The sequence below is a fragment of the Collinsella sp. AM34-10 genome, assembly GCF_003469185.1.
Taxonomy (GTDB): domain Bacteria; phylum Actinomycetota; class Coriobacteriia; order Coriobacteriales; family Coriobacteriaceae; genus Collinsella.
Genome location: NZ_QSIL01000002.1, coordinates 97185 through 123233, shown reverse-complemented (window position 1 = coordinate 123233; position 26049 = coordinate 97185). Strand labels below are relative to the sequence as shown.

22 protein-coding genes and 1 tRNA gene are annotated in these 26049 nt (G+C 60.5%); 10 read left to right on the top strand and 13 right to left on the bottom strand.

Annotated features, from left to right (window positions below):
- Positions 1 to 14 precede the first annotated feature (14 nt).
- The 4 genes from DW823_RS02725 to bilR all read right to left on the bottom strand — a co-directional run bounded on the left by DW823_RS02725 (position 15) and on the right by bilR (position 5255).
- Entirely contained in the window at positions 15 to 959 is a 945-nt protein-coding gene (locus tag DW823_RS02725) for a hypothetical protein (protein WP_118080097.1), read from the bottom strand.
- A 14-nt stretch (positions 960 to 973) separates the two neighbouring features.
- Positions 974 to 1813 (bottom strand): hypothetical protein, encoded by an 840-nt coding sequence (locus DW823_RS02720; RefSeq protein ID WP_118080095.1) that lies wholly within the window; start codon positions 1811 to 1813, stop codon positions 974 to 976.
- A complete protein-coding gene (locus DW823_RS02715) occupies positions 1814 to 2863 on the bottom strand; it encodes a hypothetical protein (protein ID WP_117637158.1) in 1050 nt (349 codons plus the stop codon).
- A gap of 361 nt (positions 2864 to 3224) precedes the next feature.
- Entirely contained in the window at positions 3225 to 5255 is a 2031-nt protein-coding gene (bilR, locus tag DW823_RS02710; protein WP_233542965.1) for a bilirubin reductase, long form, read from the bottom strand.
- 1085 nt (positions 5256 to 6340) lie between these two features.
- On the opposite strand from bilR, the gene DW823_RS02705 reads away from it, so the two are divergent.
- Positions 6341 to 6748: a tyrosine-type recombinase/integrase gene (locus DW823_RS02705; RefSeq protein WP_118080091.1), complete on the top strand. Its 408-nt coding sequence runs from the start codon at positions 6341 to 6343 to the stop codon at positions 6746 to 6748.
- A gap of 135 nt (positions 6749 to 6883) precedes the next feature.
- Positions 6884 to 7840 (top strand): ORF6N domain-containing protein, encoded by a 957-nt coding sequence (locus DW823_RS02700; RefSeq protein ID WP_118080089.1) that lies wholly within the window; start codon positions 6884 to 6886, stop codon positions 7838 to 7840.
- A gap of 71 nt (positions 7841 to 7911) precedes the next feature.
- Here DW823_RS02700 and DW823_RS02695 read toward each other — a convergent pair whose 3' ends face one another.
- A complete protein-coding gene (locus tag DW823_RS02695) occupies positions 7912 to 8241 on the bottom strand; it encodes a hypothetical protein (protein ID WP_195536040.1) in 330 nt (109 codons plus the stop codon).
- 307 nt (positions 8242 to 8548) lie between these two features.
- Here DW823_RS02695 and DW823_RS02690 point away from each other — a divergent pair, with 307 nt between their 5' ends.
- The 3 genes from DW823_RS02690 to DW823_RS02680 are packed head-to-tail and all read left to right on the top strand — an operon-like array spanning position 8549 to position 11767.
- Complete coding sequence (locus tag DW823_RS02690) at positions 8549 to 10111, top strand: PTS transporter subunit EIIC (RefSeq protein WP_118080086.1); 1563 nt, start codon at positions 8549 to 8551, stop codon at positions 10109 to 10111.
- 38 nt (positions 10112 to 10149) lie between these two features.
- Positions 10150 to 10419: a hypothetical protein gene (locus tag DW823_RS02685; RefSeq protein WP_055285366.1), complete on the top strand. Its 270-nt coding sequence runs from the start codon at positions 10150 to 10152 to the stop codon at positions 10417 to 10419.
- Positions 10420 to 10438: 19 nt separating this feature from the next.
- Entirely contained in the window at positions 10439 to 11767 is a 1329-nt protein-coding gene (locus DW823_RS02680; RefSeq protein ID WP_118080083.1) for a 6-phospho-alpha-glucosidase, read from the top strand.
- Positions 11768 to 11841: 74 nt separating this feature from the next.
- On the opposite strand, the gene DW823_RS02675 is transcribed toward DW823_RS02680, so the two are convergent.
- A complete protein-coding gene (locus tag DW823_RS02675) occupies positions 11842 to 12699 on the bottom strand; it encodes a MurR/RpiR family transcriptional regulator (protein WP_118080081.1) in 858 nt (285 codons plus the stop codon).
- 439 nt (positions 12700 to 13138) lie between these two features.
- Positions 13139 to 13215, bottom strand: a tRNA-Met gene (locus DW823_RS02670).
- A gap of 196 nt (positions 13216 to 13411) precedes the next feature.
- Here DW823_RS02670 and DW823_RS02665 point away from each other — a divergent pair.
- On the top strand, positions 13412 to 14185 hold the full coding sequence (locus DW823_RS02665; RefSeq protein WP_118080079.1) for a type III pantothenate kinase: 774 nt from the start codon (positions 13412 to 13414) through the stop codon (positions 14183 to 14185).
- Positions 14186 to 14373: 188 nt separating this feature from the next.
- Here DW823_RS02665 and DW823_RS02660 read toward each other — a convergent pair whose 3' ends face one another.
- The 3 genes from DW823_RS02660 to DW823_RS02650 all read right to left on the bottom strand — a co-directional run bounded on the left by DW823_RS02660 (position 14374) and on the right by DW823_RS02650 (position 17654).
- A complete protein-coding gene (locus DW823_RS02660; protein ID WP_118080076.1) occupies positions 14374 to 15075 on the bottom strand; it encodes a hypothetical protein in 702 nt (233 codons plus the stop codon).
- Entirely contained in the window at positions 15076 to 16806 is a 1731-nt protein-coding gene (gene folP / locus DW823_RS02655) for a dihydropteroate synthase (RefSeq protein WP_117756946.1), read from the bottom strand.
- 95 nt (positions 16807 to 16901) lie between these two features.
- The gene (locus DW823_RS02650) at positions 16902 to 17654 is read right to left on the bottom strand and encodes an NAD-dependent protein deacylase (RefSeq protein ID WP_118080074.1); all 753 of its coding nucleotides are present in this window, start codon (positions 17652 to 17654) and stop codon (positions 16902 to 16904) included.
- 114 nt (positions 17655 to 17768) lie between these two features.
- On the opposite strand from DW823_RS02650, the gene DW823_RS02645 reads away from it, so the two are divergent.
- A complete protein-coding gene (locus DW823_RS02645) occupies positions 17769 to 18587 on the top strand; it encodes an exodeoxyribonuclease III (protein ID WP_118080072.1) in 819 nt (272 codons plus the stop codon).
- Positions 18588 to 19121: 534 nt separating this feature from the next.
- Here DW823_RS02645 and DW823_RS02640 read toward each other — a convergent pair.
- The 3 genes from DW823_RS02640 to DW823_RS02630 are packed head-to-tail and all read right to left on the bottom strand — an operon-like array spanning position 19122 to position 22370.
- Entirely contained in the window at positions 19122 to 19835 is a 714-nt protein-coding gene (locus DW823_RS02640) for a DUF6580 family putative transport protein (protein ID WP_118080070.1), read from the bottom strand.
- A 4-nt stretch (positions 19836 to 19839) separates the two neighbouring features.
- Positions 19840 to 21483 carry an ABC transporter ATP-binding protein gene (locus DW823_RS02635; protein WP_118080068.1) on the bottom strand — a complete coding sequence of 548 codons (1644 nt, stop codon included), beginning with the start codon at positions 21481 to 21483 and terminating at the stop codon, positions 19840 to 19842.
- Entirely contained in the window at positions 21483 to 22370 is an 888-nt protein-coding gene (locus DW823_RS02630; protein ID WP_233542964.1) for an energy-coupling factor transporter transmembrane component T, read from the bottom strand. The genes DW823_RS02635 and DW823_RS02630 overlap by 1 nt, the downstream gene beginning before the upstream one ends.
- 199 nt (positions 22371 to 22569) lie before the next feature.
- Here DW823_RS02630 and glmU point away from each other — a divergent pair, with 199 nt between their 5' ends.
- The 3 genes from glmU (at position 22570) to pth (ending at position 26034) form a co-directional block, all read left to right on the top strand.
- Positions 22570 to 23982 carry a bifunctional UDP-N-acetylglucosamine diphosphorylase/glucosamine-1-phosphate N-acetyltransferase GlmU gene (gene glmU, locus DW823_RS02625; protein WP_117637148.1) on the top strand — a complete coding sequence of 471 codons (1413 nt, stop codon included), beginning with the start codon at positions 22570 to 22572 and terminating at the stop codon, positions 23980 to 23982.
- Positions 23983 to 24174: 192 nt separating this feature from the next.
- A complete protein-coding gene (locus DW823_RS02620) occupies positions 24175 to 25161 on the top strand; it encodes a ribose-phosphate pyrophosphokinase (protein WP_089573682.1) in 987 nt (328 codons plus the stop codon).
- A gap of 243 nt (positions 25162 to 25404) precedes the next feature.
- Positions 25405 to 26034, top strand: coding sequence for an aminoacyl-tRNA hydrolase (gene pth, locus DW823_RS02615; protein ID WP_199574314.1), 630 nt, complete (start codon positions 25405 to 25407; stop codon positions 26032 to 26034).
- Positions 26035 to 26049 lie beyond the last annotated feature (15 nt).

Genomic DNA, 26049 nt, shown 5'->3' with positions numbered 1-26049 from the left:
CTCTGCTTCCAGAGTTATTGAGTCTCCGTCGTGCCCGTTTGGGTGGTTCCGCTCACGCTAATGCCCAGGTCACCCCAGCCACCGGGCGTTTTGCCGTCCGCTCGGTAAAAGTTGACGACCATCGAACCCGGCTCCATGGTGAACGTAGCCTTGCGAGCTGCAGCATCCACCGTCGCGCCATGGTTGATCTCAAAGAACGGGTCGATCTCCACGTTCTCCCCCCACGCGAGCGTGACGTTTGCCGGTGCGCCCGTAACCGTCACGCGGTAGTTGTACGCAGCGTAATCAGCAAACTTGCCAGCCTCATAGACCAGCGCGCCCTCAACCGCAGCGGTCTTGACCTCGGCCCTCTTTGACGGCACGACTTTCGCCGCCAGACAGGCTAGCTCGGTGCCGGGGCTCTGCTCCGATACGACCGTGGCCTTAATCACAAAGTATGCTTGTCCCAACTTACCCTCGGGGAAGGTCACGGTGTAGTCGTTCTTGGTAGGTTGATTCTCCGGAAGCGTGACGCTGCTACCGGGCTGGGGCGCATAGCTCCACGTGGCGCCATCGAGCCCGTGCCCCTCGACCGTCAAGGTGTATGTCACATTTTTGTCGTTGCAGAAGTTGCTGTTGCCCAGCAAGTAGTTGTAGATGCTAAAGGTAAAGTTGCACTGCCTGTTGTTGGGATACACCGTAACGGAGCGCTGGGCACGGGCGAGCTCGTCGGGGCTAGGCGCACTCATATAGCCCGTGAGCAAATCGCTTGCAAATAGGCTCTGCGCAGTGCCCGTTGCGGCGACGGACTTTAGAAATCCGTTGGCGGTGTAGGCGGAATAGGTAAAGTAACCACCCGTCACGAGCGCCACGGCGCAAACAAGTGCGATTGCCGCCACAACCAGCTTATTCTTGACTAGGCTTTTGCTTTTTGCCAGCTGCTCGCGCTCGGCATCCTGCTGCCTCCCTTGCTTCTCCATGTGCGCCCCCTCTCCTACTTACCGCTCGTGTTGCGCGCGATCAGGTAGATCACGTCGGTCTCTTTGGTGCTCTCGTCCCACGAAAGCTTGATGATGAAGTTAAGCGTGTCGTTGCCAGTCGAGCCGTCGAGCGTCTTGGCATTGAGCTCGTCTTTGTTGAACACCTTGTATCGGTAGAGCGGGCGCGCGTTGCGCTGGACGCTTTGATAGTCCTTGAATGTAGGGTCGCTTGCGCCGGGGACCGGCTCGGTTGCCAGGCCATCACCCGCGTCGTTGATGGGCATGAAGCTCGTCAGCAGGTTCTCTCCGGTTGCTTTCCAGCTATAAGATTTGCCGCCTGCGGTACCGCTCACGTCGGGCGTCTGGAGCGCAGACGTGTTCTCGGCTCTGTACAGCTCAATAGTAAGACCTTTAATGTTGGTCGTATTCGCAAGCTGCAGCTCAAACCCATCGCCGCCCGTCTGCACGCAAAACGGGCGCTTGAGCGTCACCGTGTTGCCGGTCTTGGTATCGCCGTATTCGGGGTTGTAACTCAGGTCGATCTGCTCGGCTGCCGTAGCGTTGGGGCCCAGCACCTTGAGCTCTGCCGGCTCCTTGATCTTGCCAACGGTGGAGCCGCGATTGGCATCGACGAACCATCCGAGCGTCAATCCCAGCAACACGAGAAGCACGGCCACCAGACCCACGATGGCAAGGGATTCGCGACGGTGGCCGCTCACCCAAGCCTTGATACGCTCGATGCGGCCAGCCGGACGCGCTTCGCCGTGCGAGCCGAACCCGTTGCCGCCGGGGTGTGCCGCTCCTTCGTTGTGTTTGATATCGCCCTGCTCGCGGGCATTAAGCTGCTCGTCCATTTATTTATCCGCCTCCTTGGCGGTAAAGCGCACGCGAATGTACTTGACGTTCTTGCCGATAATCTCGTCGGCGTTGTTGTAATAATTGGCGCAGGTTTCCACATCCGCAGAGGACATGCCGGCTCCGACAGGCGGAACCGCGCTAGGCGCCTGACCTGGCACGCTCGTGCTATCGGCGCGGAAATAGCACGCGTGGTTATTGTTGATGTCGCCGACGAGGGTCGTGTATCCCCCCTCGTCGCCTGTGTTAGCGAAAAGGTTGCCACCGTAGCCGGCGTTGCCCGTGCGAACATAGCTCTTGAACTGCTCCGGCCAAATCCAGTAGAGGGTTTTGGTGACGGTTTCGGTCGTATTGTTTGAGCCCTCAGCACGAAAGCTCTTCGCCGGAATGGTAAAGCTCTGCGTGATGACGGTGACGCTCGCTCCGTCCTGGGTCACCGTGGTTGTCGTGGGAACCAGCGGATTGGAGTAAAAGCCAGAGGTGTCTTTGCCCTGGAAAACCAAGATATGGCCGCGCACCAGATTTTTAAGCGAGTTGATGATCTCTTCATTTTTCGATGCGTCCGTAGCAGTGCCGTCCGTGCCCGCAACGCTCGTCTGGACAGAAATCTCCCAGGTCATCTCCACCGTAATATCGTGCAGGTCGTTGCAGAGCGGCTTGACGTTGAGCTGAAGCTGGCCCGCCGACCCCGGAGAAAGACTGCCATCGGCACTCATGTTATTGAGGTTGAAAAGATTGTTCACGGCAAGGCTTGTACTGTCCGACGCGTAGTTGTCCTGGGCGTCGTACTTACCTGCCGTGCCGCCCTGCGTTCCCGAGAGCACAAACCGTGGGCCCTTCGCCCCGATCGTACTCCCCGTGGCACTCACTCGGTTATTCGCGGCAAACCAGGCCAGGCATGCAAAGATGGCAACGATGGCGGCCAGCACAAACAGACCGCTCACCAGGAAATCCTTCCAGAAATCCTTGAGGGTCCGCACATGCTCGTCGGCAGCTTGGCGGTACTCGGCCGCCGTCTTGTGCTGCTGGAGCTCGCTATGTCGGTCCATGCCACTCATCGTTTGCGTTTGCCCTGCTAGCGGGCGTGCCATCCTTTCCGCTCGGTCGCGTTTATCCGTTGTTCGCAGGTAGAGAATTCAGGCAGAATACAACACCGTACGATAAGGTAAAAGAATAGCATTGACCTGCGGCTTGCTCCACAACGCAAGCCTTAATGATGTCTTAAAGATTACGAACAGCAGCCACGCCCATATGCCAAGGACTTGGTGCAAACTAATCTGCCCCCTGCACCAAAACCGGGGTGGGGCCCGCTGTTCTTGCAGGCCCCACCCCGGTTGATGGTCTATGTGCGCAGGGACGCAGTCGGGCGGGGCGGATCCGTGCTACCGCCCCGCCTGGCCGCGAAGTTAACTACAGCTCGTTGGCCGCGTGATATGCCGTGCGAATGGCGCTCGCAATGTCGGCGGTGCGCTCGCCCGAGCAGTCGCCCACGCAGGTCACGGGCACCGTCACGCCGTCCAGGTCAAACGCGTTGGCCCTGGAGCCCACGGCCATCACCACGTAATCGCAGGCGATCTTCACCGGCTCCTCGGCGCCGTCCTCGGTGGTGCGAACAGCCTCCACGCCCTCGTCGGTAATGGCGGTCAGGCGGGTCTTCACGTGCTGCTCCACGTTGTGCTCGGCAAAGTCGCTCATGATCAGCGGCAGAATGGTCTCGGACTCGCCCGCGGCAATCTTGTCGAGCATCTCGACGATCGCCACCTCACAGCCGTGCTGCAGCAGGTACTCGGCAGTCTCGGTACCCACCAGGCCACCGCCAATGACGGCGACGCGGCCCGTAAGCTCCGCCTTGCCGGCCAGCACGTCCCAGCTCGAGACGACCTTGTCCGAATCGGCGCCGGATACGGGAATGACCACGTCGTGCGCGCCCACAGCCACAATCGCGGCGTCGGCGGCGTTGAGGTCCTCGGCGGTAGCGGCATGGTTGAGCTCAACCTTCACGCCCAGGCCGGGCAGAATCTTCTCGTAGTACTCGACCGAGCGCATGATCTCGTCCTTGCGCGGAGGCGCGGCCGCCAGCACAATCTGGCCGCCCAGATGGTCGCTCGCCTCATAGACGGTCACATCATAGCCACGCTTGGCCGCCACGCGCGCGGCCTCCAGGCCGGCAATGCCGCCGCCCACCACGGCGATCTTCTTGTCGCCCTCGCCCGGCTTGATGGCGATGGTCGCCTCGTCGCCGTTCTCGGCATTGAGCACGCACGAGATGTACTTGCGGTTTTGAATCGCATCGACGCAGCCCTTGTTGCAGTTGAGGCACTCGCGGATGGGCTCACCCGTGGCGGCCTTCAGCGCAATGTCGGGGTCGCACATGAGCGAGCGGCCGTAGGCGATGATGTCGGCCGCGCCATCCTCCAGGATCTTCTCGCCGGCCTCGACCGAAACCACGCGGCCGACGGTTGCCACCGGCACGGAGACCAGGGCCTTAACGCGCTCGGCCACAGGCAGCGTCCAGTTGTAGGGCATGGCGCCCATGGGCGGAATGGTGTCGCCCATGTTACCGGTGTGGTTGGCCTGTGCGACCTGGATCATGTCGATGCCCGCGCCCTCGAGCAGCTTGGCGAACTCGCAGGCCTCGTCGGGCTGCAGGCCACCCTTGCCGCGCGGCGTGCCGTCGGGGTTCTCCATGATCACGGGGAGCTTGTACTCCACCATCAGCTGCGGCGCGGCTTCCTTAATGGAAGCGACGACCTCCAGCGCGTAGCGGACGCGGTTCTCGAACGAGCCACCGTACTCGTCGGTGCGCTGGTTGAGGATGGCCGAACATAGCGAACCCACCAAGCGGTCGCCGTGGACCTCGATGGCGTCGATGCCAGCCTGCTGCGCGCGGGCGGCCGAGGCGGCGATAGCCTCCTTGATCTGGGTGAGCTGTTCCACGCTCGCCTCGTTCACAAAGTGCTGCATGTCGTGGTGCAGCTTGGCGTAGGCCTGCTTGCGAATCTCGTTGGACTCGGCCATCTTGGCGGCAAAGGTCTCCTCATCGCCGGCGGCCTTGGCCTCCTGCGCGGCCTTGGCGGCGGCCATGGAGCCCATGACCATGCGGCCGACGCCGGGGACGTCGTACTCGGGGTGGAACAGCTGCAGCGCGACCTTGGCGCCGTGCTTGTGGACGGCGTCGGCCAGGGCCTTAAACGTGGGGATCTGAGCGTCGGTCGCCAGCTTGGGCGTGGGGCTTGCGGTCATAACGGGAGCGACGTCGCCGATGACGATGTAGCTCACGCCGCCACGGGCCAGGCGCTCGTAAAAAGCCAGGCTGCGCTCGCCGATGGAACCGTCGCGCTCCTCGTAGCCGGTGGTTAGCGGCGGGAACATAATGCGGTTCTTGAGCTCAAGGGGGCCAACCGTAATGGGCTGGAGCAGCTTGGATGCAGGTGCGGTCATGGACATTCCTCTCTTGTAGGCGCGGCGGCGATGTTGCCGCGTAGTTGTCTAGAGGATATGGCATGGGAGCACAGTGGCGCAACGGAAATCGGCAGACAGCAGGTAGCGGCAGGTGGATGGGGCGGGGCCGGCTGCCGGTTTGTCTCGATCTGTAACAGTTACTCAGCAAAACCGGGGTCTACCTGTTACAGATCAAGACAAACGGAAGCGTTCCGTCGGAAAATCTCGATCTGTAACACCTACAGACCAAAAATGACCCTAGATGTTACAGATTGAGACATTTCTCTCAACCCATCCTCAACAATCTAGATCTGTAACATCTAGACCGACTTTTGGTTCCTACCTGTTACAGATTGAGACAACAGAAACCGTCCCAACAAAACATCTCAATCTGTAACATCTATCGGCCAAAAACGACCCCAGGTGTTACAGATCGAGACAAACCGAACCGTGCTGCCGGAAGATCTAAATCTGTAACAGCTACTCGGCAAAATCCGTCCCTCGTGTTACAGATTTAGATAAACGGAAACCGGCGCGCTGGCCTGTCTCGATCTGTAACATCTAGCCACCCAAATCGGGCCCACCTGTTACAGATCGAGATTTTGTTTGAGAGGCTAGAGACCAGAAGCCCGAGTGGAAAAGCGGACAGGCCGACGGCATCGCCCCGCCGTCATACCGAGGACCGCGCCACGGCAGCCCGGGCGTGGGCCAACCCCGCAATTCCGGACATTTCATCCCTTTTCCGGACATTTTTAGCCCGTTTCCGGACATTGTCCGCGAATGTCCGGAAACGGGACCGTCATGTCCGGGATGGGATTTGGCCAACGGCAGCCCCCCAGTAAAGGTTCCCAACCCCACAGCAGAGTTCCCTAATTCACGCCGCGCCGGTGCACGCCGGCATTAGTTAGCCATGGGGAGCGACAAAGGGGTAACCCCTTGGGTCATCGATGCCACCGCGGCCAAGGTGCGACATTACTGCGACAGAGGTGCGACATTACTGCGACAAAGGTGCGAAATAGACCGACCATTCTATTCGACCGACGAGCGCTTCGACCGGATATTCCGCCCGCTCGAAGGCGAGGCGGATGCAGGTTCAGGGCCTCTCCCAGACCCCGGACACCCCGGTGTGCTCGGACAGCGACTTCGGCTTCCACGACCCCGGCAACTTCTCGACGTGGCAGAAGGGCTACTTCATCGAGCACGGCCTCGGCAGGATGGAGGAGGGCGGCCGCAAGCGGAGGCGCTACGTCGGCTACGATTTCCACGAGCTGAGGCATACGCAGGCCACCTTCCTGATCGGCAACGGCATCGACCCGAAGAGCGTGCAGGGGAGGCTCGGCCACGAGGTGTCGAGCATGACGATGGACGTGTACGCGCGCATGATGGGAGGGAACGACCGCGAAGCCGCCGATCTCCTGGAGATCCAGCGCGGGGCGGGCGCGCCCATCACCATCGACGGGAGCCGGATCACCGTCATGGCGAGGGAGGCTTAGGGCAGACGTCGCCACGACGAAGCACACTCCCTCCCTAACGTCAGGGGTCATCGCCGCTGGACCGGCAGGCGACAAAGCCCAGGATGATAAAATGCTTTCGACGCAGGAGCGTCCCCATCTTTGAATCGAGGAACCATGAGCGATTTTGATGCCGAGGACGAATCGGTCGAAACGAGCGCGTCGATAGCCCTGCCCGATTCCGCAAACATAGAGCCCCTAATCCATACCGTCCGTGGGCAGCAAATCATGCTCGACACCGATCTCGCTCGGTTATACGAGGTAGAGACAAAGAATCTCAACCGCGCCGCCGCACGCAACGCCGACAGATTCCCCGAGGACTTCCGTTTTCAACTGACCAAGGAGGAGGACGAGTCTTTGAGGTGCCAAATTGGAACCTCAAAGACCATGGAGGGCCGCGGCGGGCGACGTTATCTCCCCTATGCCTATACCGAGCAGGGCATAGCCATGCTGTCCGGCGTGCTACGCAGCGAAGTGGCGGTGCAGACCAGTATCAGTATCATGAGGGCGTTTGTCGCCATGCGCCACCTCCTCGCCGAAAATGCCACCCTGTTTGAGCGGCTGCGCGGCGTCGAGTTGAGTCAGGCGGCGTTTCAGCAATCGACCAACGAGCGTTTCAACCAGGTGTTCCGCCTGCTCGAAGGCGAGGTCGAGAAACCCCAGCGGATCTTCTTCGCCGGGCAGATGTTCGACGCCTTCAGCCTGCTGACAGATCTCGTGGGCCGCGCCGAGCGCGAAATCTCCCTCGTAGATGGCTACGTAGATGTCCACACCCTGAACATCCTCGCAAAGAAGCGCAAGGGCGTCGCGGTGACCGTCTACACGTCCGGCAACCGGCTCACGCAAGGCGATGTCGACGTGTTCAACGCACAGTACCCGCAGCTCACCGTCCGCCGCACCAGAACGTTCCACGACCGCTTCCTTATCCTCGACGGTGCGACCGCGTATCACATCGGCGCATCCCTCAAGGACGCGGGAAAGAAGTGCTTCGGCATAGACCTCATCCAAGACGAGGAGCTGACGAAGATGCTCATCGAGAAGCTAAAGCTCCTCGATGAGCATCAAACGGCTTGAGCGTTATCCGACCTCTTGCCACAAGCCCTAAAGTTTGAGCATGATCGCTGAAAGCCTCGTTAGTCAACATGTCAAAGTAGGCCCTGGTCCGCAAGCCTTCGATAATGCTTGCCGAGGAGCGTCAACCGGCAGAACTTGCTCTCCATCGCCGCGTTCCACATATGGTCGGCGCCAACTGGAACCAGAAGACCATGCCGGTTGTATTTCTGGAGCAGAGAGAACACCCGGTTGTTCCTGGGCTCTGCTGGAGGCATAGCGTCTGTTCCTCCTTCGTCCTTTGGCTCATACGACGGATCCAGCCTGTATTCATAGTCCTCTGTTGGGAAGAGCTTTTTCGGCTCCTCCTCCTTTCCTCCAGGATGCACGGATGGCAAGAGTCGGAACGTCTCCTCAATATCCAAACTTCACGCAAGCCTAATGCGAATAGAGACGGACCTGGCAAATCAAGACACGACCAGCCGCTCGCACCCAAAGCCGTTTGCCTAAAAATAAATACCGCTGGCCGAAGTGGAAAGATGGTAACAACGAAAAAGACTATCAAGCTCGTTTTTAAGCACCGTTTGTTCCGCCCCGCATGTTTTGCGAACACGCTAACTATCATGAAGCCAGTAAACAGAGGCGGACATCAACATCCAACGCCGGCAAGCATGTGAGCGCCTCCTCTGCCCAAGGGGCAAGTCCCCGAGATTAGTTAAGAGAGGGGAAGAGATGGATAAAGTCAAAACGGCCTTCCAGAACTTTGGCCGCGTTATCGTCGACCCTATTTTGTACCTTTCGGTAACGGGCATCATTTTGGCCATCGCCACGGTATGCTCGCTCGGCAGCGGAGTTGTCGCAGATCTGGGCACGCTGCTCTCCGCGGCAACCAACTCCGCGGTGATCGGCAACCTGCCGGTGATTTTCGCAGTCGGCCTTACGGCAGGCTTCGCAAAGAAGCAAAAATCCAACGCGGCAGTGTTTGGACTTATTAGTTACCTCATGTTCCTGTATGTCAACAACGCCTACCTGACGCTCACCGATCAGCTGGCAAAAGCCGGCGCGATGGGTCTGTATGGCACTGGCCAGGCAACGGTACTGGGTCTTCAAGTTACCGATGTCAACGTCTTCGGCGGCGTACTCATCGGATGCTTCTGCGGTTGGCTCTATAACAAACTGATCGACGTAAAGGTATCGGAGTATATCCGGATTTACGGCGGACCTCGCCTGGCCCTTCTGGCGATGGTTCCGCTGAGCATTGTCTTCGGCATCGGAGCGACTATCGTGTGGCCCCCTATCGCCAACGCCATCAGCAACGCTTCTTCATTCATCGCAGCCTCGGGTGGTCTGGGCGTTTTCATTTACGGCTTCCTGAACCGCGTCCTCGTACCTCTCGGCATGCACCACTTTATGTGGATGCCGTTTGACTACTCCGCGATTGGCGGCACGGCGGTCGTCGCCGGCCAGAGTGTTTCCGGCGCAGCAAACATCTTCTATGCCGAGCTTCCCCATATCGCTGACGGATCCCTCACCACAGTCGACCCCTCTGTCCGCTTTGCCATGTTCGGCTTTGGCAAGGAATTCGTAACCCTCGGCACCGTGCTCGCAATGATTGCGACTTCCCGTCCGGAGAATCGAAAAGCTGTCGCAGCCATGCTGGTGCCCATTTACATCACCGCCATGCTCTCCGGCATCACTGAGCCGCTCGACTTCATGATCCTGTTCGCGTCTCCGATTCTCTGGGTTGCCTACAGCCTGTTCTACGGACTGGGCGAGATGCTCCTGTTTGTCCTGGGAGTCCGCTTGCTTAACATGTACGGTGGCATCGAGCTGCTCACGCTCGGCCTGCCTTTGCCAATGGGCGTCACCAAGTTCCCGATTTACATCGTCTTGGGCATCGTGTTTGCCGCCGTTTCGTTCATCGTTCTGGCGATGGTGATCAAGAAACTCAACCTCATGACGCCCGGCCGTTCCGCAGAGTGGTCTGCAGAAGTCTCCGGAGACAACAATGCCCTCGAGTCCTCCGGAACTCCGGAAGTCGACGCAAAACAGCAGGAGATGGTGCAGAACATCATCAACGGCCTTGGCGGCAAGGACAATATCAACACCATGGGCTGCTGCATGACTCGTCTCCGTGTCGAAGTCAAAGATCCCAACAAGGTCAACGAAGAGACCATCAAGAAGGCTATCGACAAGGGCTTGTTTAAGAACGGTACCAATGTCCAGATTGTTGTGGGAACCAACGTGCACTCCGTCTACGACCTGCTACGTCCCATCCTTAATCTGGAAGATTAACGATCGCCTAATCGACAGGCGATAAGCGAGGAGACCTCATGTTGACCAAAACGTTTCATTCAATCCGAGGCATGTTCGAACGCCTGCTCAACATGTACAAAGAAAAGTCGACAAGGGGTCTTCTCGTACTTATGGCTGCATTCGCATGTGGTTTTATCTGGCCGCTCCTGGGTCTACTCGCTGCGGTTTGGACCCGGCGTTCAGGAAGGCACGCGGACGCAGGCAGCATTGCAGGAATGGCGGCGGTCATCAACATCGCTACCTACTTCGTGCAGATAGTGACCAAGATTGTCTGCAGCTCAATTTGATTTGAAAGGCATGAACAACATGAACGGATACAAGATTGTCATCTGCGGCGGCGGCAGCACCTATACCGCTGGCATCGTCAAAGATCTGATCGACCAAAAGGATGAATTAGGAATACGCGAGCTTTGGCTCTATGACATCGACGAGGAGCGCCAAGACACAGTCGCCGTGGTGGTTAAAGCGGTTATCGATGACCTTGCTCCCGAGATCCCCTTGCATGTAACCGTCGACCCCAAAGAGGCGTTTACAGATGCGAACTTTGTTATGGCGCAGATGCGCGTGGGCGGGCTCAAGATGCGTATCCAGGATGAGCAAATCAGCCTGCGCCATGGCGTAGTCGGTCAAGAGACCTGCGGGGCAGGTGGCATGGCATATGGCATGAGAACCATCTTCCCCATGTGCGAGCTTGTCGATTTCTGCGAGGAGTATGCCTGCAAGGACTACTGGATCGTCAACTACTCCAACCCCGCTGCCATCGTAGCCAAGGCAATGCACAAGCTGCGTCCTAACGCTCGCATTCTTGACATCTGTGATATGCCAGTGGAGATTGAAGCCCGCATGGCAGAGATTTTAGGGTGCGAACTCAACGACATTGAGGTCGACTACTTTGGCCTCAATCACTTTGGGTGGTTTACCAACGTACGTTGCAAGGGCGTCGATGTTACGGATAAGCTCAAAGAGCACGTGCGTAAATACGGTTATATTTCCGAAGCAAGCCTCAATGACGCCTTGGTGAAGGACCCAGATTGGGCCCACACCTTCGAGAATGCGGCAACGATTTCTACGCTATTCCAGGATTACCTCCCCAACACCTATTACCAGTATTATCTGTTGCCCGATGCCTGCGTGGAGTACATGGACATCAATAACACGCGTGGCATGCAGGTCGTAAACGGCCGCGAAAAGCGCATCTTCGACGCATCTGCGGCGCTTAAGCGTGGTGAAAAGGTAGATCTCACGCAGTTCTATGTAGGCGTCCACGGCAGGTTCATTGTCGATGTCGTCAAGTCTCTGGCAAAAGACCTGCGCCATCGCCAGCTGGTGATTGTACCCAACAATGGTGCAATCGAGAATCTCTCGGACGACGCGACAGTCGAGGTTCCGGCGTACATCACTGATCGAGGAGCCGAACCGATTCGCGTCGGGAAGATTCCCCGCTTCTATAAGGGCCTTATCGAACAGCAGGATGCCTGTGAAGGCCTTGTGGTCGAAGCCGTTATCGAAGGTTCCTACCAGAAGGCACTCGAAGCCTTCACCCTCAATCGCACGATTCCCTCAGCACGCGTGGCTAAGGAAGTCTTGGACGACATGATCGAGGCGAACAAGGGCTATTGGCCTGAGCTGAAGTAAAGGAACCGCCCAAATACCAAAAGCGCAAAAGATGGCCCCAAGGCAAAATTGCCTTGGGGCCATCTTTTATATGCCTAGATCTCAGCAAAACTCGTGAAGATGAACGAATCGGCCTCGCGTTTTACACGATAGTTCTCTTGATAGTCCTGATTGAATATAAGCGAATAAATAACCTGAAGCGTATACGTGAGCGAAATCAAAGAAGAGTAATTGGCCACCTTTCCAATCACGCGTTCTGATTTTGGAATGGGCAAGACAGTGTCGCATTGCTTGGCGAGCACCGAATCAGAAAACGCCGTAATTAAACACGGCTTGACTCCGCGTTCGGAAAGAGTGGCAGCGTATTTGGAATAGTCATAGTGAATGCCGCTGTAGCTTAGGAATAAAAACAGGTCGCCGGGCTTGCCGTTTTTAACATGCAGCGTCTGCAGGCCTCCGTCGTCTGCCATGGTGACATGACGATCGAGCTTAAGAAGATTGTTGCGAAAGATGCATCCCGCCAGGTAGCTTTCCCCTTTAGCAAAGATGTAAATTCGTGGGGCGCTAAGAACCGCCTTGGCGATTATGCTTAATTTGGCGCTATCGAGCTCGATTTTCGTTTGATCTATGATGCCCTTCAAGAGATTCGCAAGGTTACCCTCGATGGCCTCAATTGAATCGGTGCTGTCAAAAGGGCGATTGCGATCAACGGTGGCAGCCAGAAGATAGTCTCCGCTTATCTCCTGGATGAGCTGCATGATCAACTCTCGATAGCCGCTTAGGCCCAGTTTCTTGCAAAAGCGGATGATAGTCGCGTTCGAAGTGTAAGTCTCCTGTGCGAGCTTTGCCATAGTGAGGGTCTTAAGGTCGCTGGTATGATTGAGCAGATAGGTAGCAATAGCTCGGTCGGTTTCATTAAAAGACGCGCTGTTACGCAGGCTATCAAGAATCATGGTCGCTCCGATCGCTTTAGTTTGCCACTTAATTATGTCATTATCAAAACGACGGGCAGCCCTTCATGCACTGACTTACGCCCTGCGATCTCTCTTCTGATATTCCGCATATAACGGCAACATAAATTGCGAGGAGCGTGTCGCTCAGTTCCTAGAGAACAAATGCGAAGAGGTTCGATTACCTGAGTTCACCGCCTGCTTTGAGGCAAAGAGACGGCCCCGGCCAAGCTCAATGCAGATTTGAGGCAGCATAGTGCTTGTCTGTCGGCATCCTACAGCCTGTAATCCCTACTCCCCAGTTTCTGTGCTAGCTGGTTCAGGCAGGCGCCCTGTCTAAAATAAGCTGTTTAAAATTGATTTCGACCAAAATTCGACCAAGATTGAAAGGCAAAAAAGAAAACAGCCCAGAGGAACAATGCCTCTGAGCTGCTAAAAGTCTTGGTCGCGGGGGCAGGATTTGAACCTACGACCTCCGGGTTATGAGCCCGGCGAGCTACCAGACTGCTCCACCCCGCAATGTCTGGACGCCTCATGTGCGCAAGAAAGAATATTACGCGGGAGTTCGGTAAGCGGCAAGGAAAATCTCGTAGAGCATAATTCCTTCATATTTAAACTCCTCAGCCCATATCACCGTCAACGAATCGCAGTCGAGCGCCGCCGGCGGCGCGTATACAATGGTGCGCGTCCTTTTACGCCGACACCTGGAGTAGACATGCTGCTCGCTATCGATATGGGAAACACGCAGACGGCCATGGGCCTGTTTGACGGAGACAAGTTGGTGCAGTCGTGGCGTATGCCCACCGACCGCTCCTATACCGCCGACGAGATCCACGTGCGCCTGATGGGTTTCTTTAAGATGTACGACCTCTCGCTCGGCGCGGTCGACGCGATCGCCTTTGCCGGCGTGGTGCCACAGCTCTCGCGCGAGTGGCACGCCGTGGCCAACCGCATCGCGGCAGACGCCATCGTCATTGGGCCGCAGACGGCGGCCGTGACCAAGCTGCGGGCGGCGCGTCCCCAGGCCGTTGGTGCCGACCGCATCGCCAACGCCGTCGCTGCCGAGACCTTCTACGGCGCCCCGGCGATCGTGGTGGACTTTGGCACCGCGACCAACATCGACGTCATCGATGAAGATGGTTATTACATTGGCGGAGCGATTGCGCCGGGCATCCGCATTTCGATGGACGCGCTCGCCGCCCGAGCTGCCAAGCTCGCCAGCGTTCCGCTCGAGGCGCCCGAGCACGTCATCGGCCGCGATACCGAGGAGTGCATCAAAGTCGGCGCCGTAACGGGCGCCGCAGCCATGGCCGAGGGCCTGGTCGCCCGCATGAAGCGCGAGCTGGGGCGCGAGGACGCCACCGTTATCGCCACAGGCGGCCTCGCCAGCATCGTAGCCGATTCAACCGACGCCTTCGACATAGTCGACGGGCAGCTCACCATCAAAGGCATCTGCGAAATCTACCGCCGCATGCAGAGGCTGGGGTAAGGCGGGGTTTAAGTCGAGCGCGAGCGGCGAACTAGGCAACGCATCGGTCCTATTCCTCAAAAACGAAAATTATTCAGTTTTGAGGAATAGGATGCTGGCAACCCATTCCCAAAACAAGCGAAACCCTCCCCGGCATAGCCGAGGAGGGTCTTGTTGTCATCGTTATCTTTGAGTGCGGGCGCCGCGCGCTACAGACCGCGAATGCGCACGGCCTCGGGCGGAAACTCTTGCTCACCGGCGTCAGTCTTAATGGTCGCGCGACCCCAGATGTCCAGGCCCGCAAATACGCCGACCGCGAGCGGCAGGCCGTTGGGCGACACCGCCGCGACCTGACGACCCAGCAGCGGCACCATATCGAAGTACTCACCCAGCACCGGGGCCAGCGGGCCGGCAGCGCCCTGTGGTGTGTTGGCGGCAACCGCCCAGGCGTCAACGCGAGCGAGCACCGCCGCGGCCAATGCCTCGACCAGCACCTCGTCGGCCATATCCACACCGAGCTCGCCTAGCGCCGAACGCTCAATATCCACCGTCACCGCGGCAAACATGCCCGCGGCACCGGCACCGCCGTTGACGGCGACGCGCGCAAACGACGTTTCAAACGCAGGCGCGCCACACACGATGTCGCTCGGCCACTGGATGCCCACCTTGCCGGCAAGCCCCAGGCCCGGCGTTGCGGCTGTGCCCGCGAGCGCGTCCATCATGCCCATTGCAGCTATAAATGGCAGGCCGTGGAAGGCGTGCATGTTCACGTCCGGGCGCGCGACCAGCGAAAACGTCAACGACGCCTCGCCCGCGCTCCAAGCGCACCAGCCCGCGGACGCACCCTCGCGCCCCGCGTCGCGCGCCGCGTCGAGCTCGGTACCGGCGGCTACAGCGTTCATCTCGATCATCTACATACGCCCCAATTCGCCCACGATATGGCCCACGCGGTCTTCGGGCTCCTTGACCTCAACGCCGTTGTAGCGGAAGAACCGCGCCGGGTCGTGCATCAGGTCCTCAAGCGGCACCAGCACAAAGTCGCGCTCGCCGATCAGTGGATGCGGCAGGCGCAGCTTTTTGCCGCCGTGGGTCTCGCCGTCCATCCACAGCAGGTCCAGGTCGATGGTGCGCGGACCGTTGGCCTTGGCCTTTTTGGAGCGGTCGCGGCCCAGCTCGGCCTCGATCTTCATGAGCTCGTCGAGCAGCACCAGCGGCGCCAACTCGGTCTTGATCTCGATGACGGCGTTGGCAAACGCGTCCTGGCGCGTCTCGTAGGCCGGCTCGCTCTCGTAGATCTTGGAGGAGTTGGACACGCAGGTAAGTGGAATCTCGGCGATCATGTCGCGTGCGGCGCGGATGTTGTCGCAGCGATGCCCCAAGTTGGATCCCACGGCCACAAACGCGCGGCGCGGCTGCGGCTTGGCAACCGCCCAGTAGCCGTTCAGGAACTGCGCAAAGCCCGCGGCGTCGTGCACGCGCACGATGTTGGCACCGGCCTGGATGGCGCCCAGGCACACGCCAAACGTAGCGGCATCGCGCTCGGCGGCCTCGGTCACGCCCGAGACGGCGCCCACAAAGCGCTTGCGCGATACGGCGCACATGAGTGGATAGCCCAGTGACGCCATCTTGGCAGTCTCGCGCTGGATGACGATGTCCTCGTTAGCCGACTTACCAAAGCCCGGGCCAGGATCGATGCAGATGCGGTCGCGCGACACGCCGGCATGGATGAGCGCGCGGGCCTGGTCGGACAGAAAGCCCATGACGCGGCGCATGATGGGCGCCGAATCGGGCAGGGTGAAGCGGCGGAGCTGCGAGGTGGGCACGTAGGCCTCCTCGCGGCGGGCGCTGCGGCGCATCATGGCGGCCAGGCGGTCATTGGACTCCGATGCGGCCTCGGTGGCCTCGGGCGCGGGCGCGACGGTCTCGGCGGCAGCAGCCTGCTCGGCGGCCGGCGTCTCCTGCTCGCTTGCAGGCTCGGTCGCGGGCTCAGGTTCGCCAAACGGCAACGAGGGCTGCACCACGCCACCCGGAAGCTTTGCCTCGGGCTTAGGGTCGCCCAGCAGCTTGCCACGGCGGCGACGAGCGGGCTTCTCGGCCTCGCGCGCGGCCTCGGCAGCCGCCTCGCGCGCCTTCTCGGCAACAAACGCCGCTGCCGAGGTATCGAGCTGCACCGTTGCGTGCGTGCGGGTAGGCGCGGCGACCTCGCCGGCATGCATCACGATGACACCGCAGGTGCTCGTCTTAACAAACTCGACCATCTTGGGGTCAGTGAAGCCGGTCACGTCGTTGACGATCGAGGCGCCGCAGCGCACGGCCGCCTTGGCAACCGCCACGTGACGCGTGTCAATCGAGACGATGGCGCCCTCCTTGGCCAGCGCGCGCACCACGGGCAGCACGCGGCGAGCCTCCTCGTCGGGGTTGACCGGGGTAAAACCAGGGCGCGTGGACTCGCCGCCTACGTCGATGATGTCGGCGCCGGCGTCGAGCATCGCCAGACCGTACTCGATGGCGGCATCCGGGTCGAAGTGCTCCCCGCCATCGCTAAACGAATCGGGCGTCACGTTGAGGACGCCCATGATGCGCGGACGGTCAAAGCTGAGCTCATACTTTCCGCACCGCCATGTCTTGCTGTCGTTCGCCATGAACATCCTCCTAAAATGCCCACGCCGCCGAGCTTGGGGAGCTGGCGGCGGGGTCGCTTTGCACTCAGTCTTTCTATTGTATCCGCGCACACGGGCTAGAACGCAAACGCGGCCGCGATGTCGCAAGAAATCAGCAGGTCGGCATTTGCATCCTGATCGGTAGGCGCCAAATTGCAAATGGCCAGCGTATCGCCAGTAAAGTAACGCGTAAGGCCTGCCGCCGGATACACCACGAGCGAGGTCCCACCCACAATGAGGGCATCGGCCGCGGCAATGGCGGCAACGGCACCGGTCAACACATGCTCGTCGAGCGGCTCTTCGTAGAGCACCACATCGGGCTTGATGCGACCACCGCACGCGGGGCACACGGGCACGCCCGCGGCGTCCTCGTGCTCGCGCGAGCAAATCCACTCGGCGCTATAGACCGCGCCGCACGACTGGCAAATGTTGCGATGGACCGATCCGTGCAACTCAAACACGCGCTGCGAGCCCGCCATCTGATGCAAGCCGTCGATGTTTTGCGTCACCACGGCATCGAGCTTGCCAGCTCGCTCCAGCTCGGCCAGCTTGGTGTGGCAGCGGTTGGGCTTAGCGTTAAGCGCGATCATCTTGGTTCGGTAAAAGTCGAAGAACTCCGCCGGATGTGTCTCGTAAAAGCTGTGCGACAGCATGGTCTCGGGCGGATAGGCAAACTGCTGGTGATACAGGCCGTCCACGCTGCGAAAATCGGGAATGCCGCTCGCCGTGGAAACACCAGCGCCGCCAAAGAACACCACACGCCCGTGGGTATTGAACAGCTCCGCCAGCGCGGTGGAGGCCTGCTTGGAATCTGTTATCGCTTGCGTCATGTTTGTCCTCCGTCCACGTTGGTCGGGGCGGCTGCGATTGCGCCGTCGCCCACGGAGCCCACCCCGCCCCTGTTGCGCTAATCTTAAGCCTGCCAACCCCGTCGAAAGGACACCATGCCTCAGACTTACACTTTCGCCTCGTGGAACGTCAACGGCCTGCGCGCCGTGCTCAAAAAGGACCCGAGCTTTATCCAGATCGCGCAGGAACTCGATGTCGATGTCCTAGCGCTGCAGGAGACCAAGCTGCAGGAGGGCCAGGTCGATATCGACCTGCCCGGCTATCACCAAACCTGGAGCTACGCCGAGCGCAAGGGCTACTCGGGCACCGCGGTCTTTAGCCGCCAGGAACCGCTGCGCGTGCTGCGCGCCGATGCACTGCTGCCCTACGCCGGCAAGGGTGGGGCTGCCGAGCTCGTCGCCCAAGCCGCAACCGAGGGCCGCGTCTGCGCGCTCGAGTTCGACAAGTTTTGGTTTGTGGACGTCTATACGCCCAACGCCCAAAATGAGCTCGCGCGCATCGACGTGCGCATGGCTTGGGACGATGCCTACCGCGGCTTTTTGGCAGGCCTCGAGCGCGAAACCGGCAAGCCCGTCGTAACCTGCGGCGACTTTAACGTGGCACACGAGGAGATCGACCTTAAGAACCCCAAGTCCAACCGCGGCAACGCAGGCTTTTCGGACGAGGAGCGTGGCAAGTTTACCGAGCTGCTCAACGCCGGTTTTACCGACACTTGGCGCGCAGCCAATCCGGACGTCGAGGGCGTCTACAGCTGGTGGAGCTACCGCTTTAATGCCCGCAAGAACAACGCAGGTTGGCGCATCGATTACTTCCTGGTGAGCGACGCAATCGCCGGCAACGTACGCGACACCGGCATCCGCGGCGACATCTTCGGCAGCGACCACTGCCCCGTCACGCTCGCCCTGGAGCTCTAGCCCAACTGATCTCCCAAAGGCGGAGAAAGGCGGGTCGTTTTCGTCTTGCGAGCGTGTTCGCGCAACCCGCCCGCCACGAAACCTGCCCATCTACTACGTTTAGGCCGCCATCCTCAACCACAGCGAACAACGCAAAAAGAAAACCGCAGGTAGAAAGCCTGCGGTTTTTCATAAAACGCGGTTGTGCTTGGGGGTGTCGGGCTAAACGTAGTAGATGGGCCAGTTTCGTGGCGAGCGCCGTCAACTGATTCCCTGGGGACGTCTGGGGACGGAAGAAAACGGATCAATTGACTCTCTGAGGGCTGCGATGCCCGTCATTATTAGTCGGCCATTCCAAAACTATGCCGGTTTACGGGGATAAATCGCGAACCCCCAACCATACGCAATTCCAAAATAGCAAAACTGCAGGTAAACGGCTTGCTCTATTTCGAAAAAAGCCGGTATGGTCTGCCTGTGCCAATCTAGCCCCGTAAACCGGCATAGTTTTGAAATGGCACTTCGGCAGTATTGATTCCCGCCCCGGCGCAACCAGCCCTACAGCCCGTATTTCACGACGACGCGGTTGATGCGGCGACACCAGGGCTTGTACAGAGCGGCCAAGAACACGCAGGTCGCGAGGCCATGCGTGATGTCGAACGGCACCGCCGTAGCAAGACGCGCTATGGCGCCCGCCCACGTGAGCGGTTGAACAAAACCGATGATGTCATACGCGTTGATCACAACGCCGTAGAGCAAGCCCGAGGCAAAGCCGTACGCCATCAGCGCCGGCATGCGCACGGTTCCATCCGCACGGTCGAACGCGCCCGCATGCGACAGCGCGCCGCCAACATAGCCAACCAGACCCCAGGCATACATCTGCCACGGCGTCCACATGCCCTGTCCAAAAAAGAAATTGCTGGTCAGCGCCGCCAGCGCGCCAACCATAAAACCATTGCGGCGACCAAGCGTCGCCCCCGCGATAATGGCGATGGCGCTCACGGGCTTAAAATCGGGAATGGGCCCAAACAGGATGCGCCCCGCCGCGGCCAGCGCCGCCAGCACCAGCGTGGGCATGATCTGGCGCAGGCCTGGACGTGATGTCTCATAGCCCGCAAAAAACAGTGCGAGCACGAGCGCCACTACAACCAGCATGGCAAGCGCCGCCTGCTCAATGCCCACCAGCAACGCCGCAGTCATCACTGCCGGCACCGCCAGGAGCAGCGGAATCTCCATTTTTGTGAGTAGGCGCGAGGCGCGATAATCCGTCATCCCATCACGCCCTATAGAACACGTTGTCGGCAAAGAAGTCGGCCGGGGGCTCCATGCAGGCAATCTCGCCGTCAAACATCATGGCGACGTCGTCGGACACCTGCTCGGCAAAGTCTAAGTCGTGCGTGGCCATGATGACGGTACCGCCGGCCTGCGCATGCTCGCGCAGAGCGCGGGCGATAATGCGGCGGCTGGCCAGGTCCAGGCCCTTGGTGGGCTCATCGAGCAATAGCAGCTCGGGACCAATCAGCAGCAGCTTTGCCAACGCAAGCAGCTGGCGCTGACCGCCCGAGAGGTCGTAGGGGTGGCGCGTCTCCAGGCCGTCCAATCCCAGTTGCGCCGCACGCTCCCGCGCCAAGTTCTCGTCGTATCCGCAGGTCGAGGCCCATTCCATCAGCTCGTCGCGCACCGTTTCGGCGACCAGCAATGCCTTGGGATTCTGTGGCAGCAGCGCCGCCGAAGCCGTCCCACGCACCATGCGGCCACGCTGCAGCTTAGCAGTCTTGGCCAGCACCGAAAGCATCGTCGACTTACCGCATCCGTTGCCGCCCACGATCGCATGCACCGCACCGGCCGAAAACGCCACATCGAGCCCGCGCAGCACCCAACCGCCAACGCGATCGTAGCGAAACCAGCCTTCCGACAGGGTGGTAGCCGACCCGCCGTGCATTTTTTGGAGTATTCTGCTTCCATCCGTGCGCGGGAAGGCCTCCGAGCCGTTCTCGAGCGACGTTTGCGCCACAAATTCGGACGATTTGTCCAGTTCCGAACTTTTTTTCGCGCTCGATACGTCCCCGGGCGGCTCCAGAGAGCCCAATTTGTCCTCACGCCTGCTGAATACTCCGTTTTTTGCACATCGGATGGCACCCCACCCCAACATGTCATCGGAAAACAGCGATTCTCGGCGTCCCAAAGAAGCCATATCCGCCACCTCGCGCACGCGACCGCCCTCAATCCGGTACGCACACGTCGCATATTCGAGCATCGGGCGCGGCTGGTGCGTTGCCACAACAACCGTGCAACCCAGCTCGCGGTTCACGCGAAACAGCGCGTGCAGAAAATTTTTCTCGGCAACAGGATCGAGCTGGGACGTGGGCTCGTCGAGCAGCAGCACGCGCGGGCGCAAGGCCAGGACGGCCGCAAGCGACAGCAGCTGTTTGCGGCCACCCGAAAGCGTATCGGTATCGCGATGAAGCCAGTCCTCCAGACCAAAGAAATAGCTGGTCTCGGCAACACGGCGGCGCATCTCGTCGCGCGACATGCCTAAGTTTTCCAGGCCAAACGCCATCTCGTGCCACACGGTCTCGCACACAATCTGGTTCTCGGGATCCTGAAACACGTAGCCCACGCGCTCCGCAGACGCGCGCACGTCCATGTCGGCAACGCTCTCGCCCAGCACGCGCGCATCACCAGTGCGCTCGCCCGCCGGAGCGATCTCGGGCTTGAGCAGCGACAGCAGCGTCGACTTACCCGAACCGGTACCGCCAACAAGCAGCGCAAATGCACCTTGGGGAACACGCCAATCAAGCCCCTCGAGCACCGGTGCCTCGGCCCCGGGATAGGCAAAACTAAGGCCCTGCACCTCAATCGCCGGAATATCCGGGCCGCACGCCGCGCCCGACACCGGGCCCCTATCCAACCGAGCCATCAGCCAAACCTCTTCTCATCAATCGCATGAAACGCGCAAGGCAGCACCATCCAGGCAGCGTACACGACATAGCCCGGCCACGGCGCCGGCATCGAGAGCTGCGGATAAAACGAATACTGCGTCGTCGCGGTCCACGCCACTGCCACCGCGGCAGCACCAAACAGTGCGAGCCCGGCCAGCGCGGCAACGTCGCTGCGCCCCAGTCGATACCGCGCATACGTCGTACGACGCGTCGCGGCACCCCACCCGCGCGAGCGCATCGCGTCCGCACGCTCCAGCGAATCTTCCATGCCCCAGCCCATCAACACGCTCGACGCCCGCAGGCGCGAGCGCACGGGGTCGGCCGGCGCGCGGCCCGGCACGTCAATCGCATCTTGCACCGCCAGTACCGTGCGGCCGCGGCGCAAAAACTGCGGGATAAGCCGCATGCACATCGAGATCATGAGCGCAATCACCGGTGCGGCATTGCCCAGCAGCGCGAGCACCTTGTCGTATTCGAGCATCGACGCCGCGGCCTCAAACCACAGCACGCTCGCCACAAACAGCCCGCCCATGCACAGGCCGTATACCATGCTCTCCAGATACACCGCGCGCATGCCAATACGGAACAGCTCCGTCGAGCCCGAGGCGCTAAACAGCGGATTGAGCACCGCGACGATCAAAATCACCGGCAGCTGCCAGCGGAGCGCGCCCAGCGTGCGGGCAGCCCCACGCGTCGCAAATCCATACGCCAGCCCGCCCGCAAGTGACAGCGCAATCAGTACCGGCTGCATCGAGAACATAGTGAGCCCCAGCGTCAGCACTATATAGAGTGCCGGCACAGCCGGATGCGACATCGAGAATGCCGCGACGGGCTCGCCGCCAAACTCCTCTCGTATGTTGTCCACGGGCACCCCCGTCCCCTCGCTCAAGCAACAGCTCCACAGCACCGCCAACGCCGCACGCACGCAGTGCAAACGCCACGCCGGCGGCGCAAGCCTCAACCGCCGCAAACCAATCGTTACGCGCTCGTCATATGCCTGCGGTATCATATTGCGCCGTGTATCGTTTCCAAACACACGTCTCTATAACGTAACAGGAGATCACATGGACGCAACCGCAATTATCCTCGCTGCCGGCGAGGGCACCCGCATGAAGTCGAACCACTGCAAGGTTTCGCACAAGATCCTGGGTAAGCCCATGGTCCAGTGGATCGTCGACGCTACCATCAAGGCCGGCTGCAGCCGCGTCGTGGTCGTCATCGGCAGCCACGCCGACGAGATGCGCGCCCTCATCGACGGCGCCTACGCCAACAGCGCCACCAAGGTCGAGTGCGTCGAGCAGACCGAGCGCCTGGGCACCGGCCACGCCGTAAAGGTCGCGCTCGAGGCCTGCGGCATCACGCAAGGCCCCGTCGTCGTGCTCAACGGCGACCTGCCGCTCATCACCGCCGACACCGTCGCCAAGTTCGCACAGACCGTCGCCACCGGCGAGCTCGCCTGCACCGTCATGACCATGACCCCGCCCGATCCTTTCGGCTACGGCCGCATCAAGCTGGGCGCCGATGGTCAGATCGAGCGCATCATCGAGCAGAAGGACTGCACGCCCGAGCAGGCCGCCACGCTGCTGGAGTGCAACGCCGGCTGCTACGCCTTTGACGGCGCGCAGCTCGCCGCCCACATTAACGAGATCGGCAACGACAACGCGCAGTCCGAGTACTATCTGCCCGACATGCTCGAGATCCTCAAGGGCCACGGCCAGGCTGTCTCCATCTTCCACTGCGACGACTACCGCGACGGCCTGGGCGTCAACAGCCGCATCCAGCTCGCACAGCTCACCGCCATCGCGCGCGACCGCATCAACGAGCACTGGATGGCCGAGGGCGTTACCTTCATCGACCCCACGCAGGCCTGGATCGGCCCCGATGCCGTTATCGGCCGCGATACCGTCGTGTGGCCGCAGACGCACCTGATCGGCCACGTCACCGTGGGCGAGGAGTGCCAGCTCGGCCCCAACAGCCGCCTCACCGACACCACCGTCGGCAGCGGCTGCGTCATCGACGAGACCATCGCCATCGAGGCCGTCATCGAGAACGGCGTCGACTGCGGCCCGCGCGCCTACCTGCGCCCGGGCACCCACATGCTCGACGGATCCAAGGCCGGCACGCACGTGGAGATCAAGAAGTCCACGATCGGCGAGGGCTCAAAGGTGCCGCACCTGTCCTACATCGGCGACACCACCATGGGCTCCGGCGTCAACGTGGGCGCGGGCTCCATCACCTGCAACTACGATGGCGTGCACAAGCACAAGACCGTCATCGGCAAGGACGCCTTCATTGGCTCCGACACCATGATGGTCGCGCCCGCCCAGATCGGCGACGGCGCGCTCGTGGCCGCTGGCTCCGTCATCACCGAGCCGGTCCCGGCAGACGCGCTCGGTCTGGGCCGCGCCCGTCAGGTAAATATTGAGGGCTGGGCCGCCGATTACCGCCGCCGCCTGCACGAGGACGACGAGGTATAACGTTTTACCAAGCACAAAAGGAGCTGCTCCATGGGGGCGGCTCCTTTTTCTATCGTGACCTGCGCAACCGGATGAGTGGTCGGTTCGTGTCCGTTGGCGGTAAAGACGTTATCAGGACCCGATAAACCCCGCCGCGCGGTTACAATGCAACAAGGCATCTATATGGCATTCGATGTATAAAGGAGAAGGGTAATGCCGATTAATGATCCCGAGAAGTCGGAGAATATGCGCAAGTCCATCCGCGTGTATTCCGGTTCCTCCAACCGTCCCCTCGCTCAGAAGATTGCTGAGTACCTTGGGGTCGAGCTTTCGGGCCTTACGCTAAAGCAGTTCGCCAATGGTGAGATTTACGCCCGCTACGACGAGACCGTCCGCGGCGCCGACGTCTTCCTGATTCAGTCCGTGGCCGGCGGCAACGTCAACGACATGCTCATGGAGCTGCTCATCGCCACCGACGCTGCCAAGCGCGCATCCGCCCGCTCCATCACCGCCGTTATCACCCACTACGGCTATGCCCGCCAGGACCGCAAGGCCGGCCCGCGCGAGCCCATCACCGCCCGCCTCGTCGCCAACCTGCTCGAGCGCGCCGGCGTCAACCGCATTATCACCCTCGACCTGCACCAGGGCCAGATCCAGGGCTTCTTCGATATCCCGGTTAACCACCTGTCCGCACTGCCGCTGTTTGGCCAGTACTACAACGACATGCACTTCGACACCGACAACCTGGTTGTCGTCTCCCCCGACGTGGGTCGCGCCAAGGCCGCCAAGAAGCTGTCCGACATGCTCGGCTGCGACCTGGCCATCGCCCACAAGGGCCGTCCGCGCCACAACGCCGCCGAGGTCATGGGCATCATCGGTGACATCAAGGGCAAGACCTGCATCATCAACGACGACATGATCGACACCGCTGGCACCCTGTGCGCCAACGTCAAGGAGCTTAAGGCTATGGGCGCCGGCGACATCTACGTCTGCGCCACCCACGGCATCTTCTCCGGCCCAGCCATCGAGCGCCTGAACGACGCCCCCATCGTCGAGTGCGTCGTCACCGACGCCATCCCCGTCGAGGTCGGCGGCAAGATCAAGACCATCTCGGTCGCCGAGGAGTTCGCTCAGGCAATCTCCGCCGTTTACCACGAGGAGCCCGTCTCCACGCTCGTCGGCGGCGACTTCGCGCTGTAGTCGCTCGACCCTCGCATCCCTCCGGAAGCCCCGGACACGCCTGCGGGGTTATCACGCGAACGTCCTCGCCGCTTTGCGGCTGCGGGATGTTCGCTTTGATAACCCCTCCCGGCGTGTCCGGGGCTTCCTGCTGTCTCGGGGCAGCTGTTTTCTGAAATGACTTTGCTGCAACCTTTCCTCGCCTTCGGCGGGCGTGGTAGCCTTTGTCGTTGATTGAACTATTTGTGTAACGGAAGGACAAATATGGCAGCTGCACAGCCGCTTAAGATTCGCATGGTTGCCGGACTTGGCAATCCAGGCGAGGAATATGCCGAGACCCGCCACAACGCCGGCTTTAAGGCGATCGACGAGCTGGCCCGTCAGGCCGGCGTCACGTACTGGAAAAACCAGGCCGGCGCCGAGGTCGCGCTCATCAATATCAAAGATGCCGAGGAAGAAGGCGGCAAGCGCCAGATTGTGCTGGTCAAGCCGCAGTCGTACATGAACACCTCGGGCGGCCCCATCTCCAAGCTCTGCCGCGAGTACAAGATCAAGGCCGAGGAGCTGCTCGTGATTCACGACGAGCTCGACATTCCCGCCGGTGACGTGCGCGTCAAGGTAGGCGGTGGCCATGCTGGCCACAACGGCCTGCGCTCCATCATCGACAAGATGGGCAGCCGCGACTTTAGCCGTATCCGCACCGGCATCGGCAACCCTCCCGGTAAGATGGCCGTCGCCGACTATGTGCTCAAGCAGCTGCGCGCCCGCGAGGCCGAGGACTTCCAGGACACCTGCGCCCGCGCCGCAGATGCCGCCGGTCTGGCCATCGTCCACAGCGTGATCTATGCCCGCGACCACGTCAACGGTGCCGCCTCCGCCAACGGCAAGCACTAAAACCTACTATTTAGG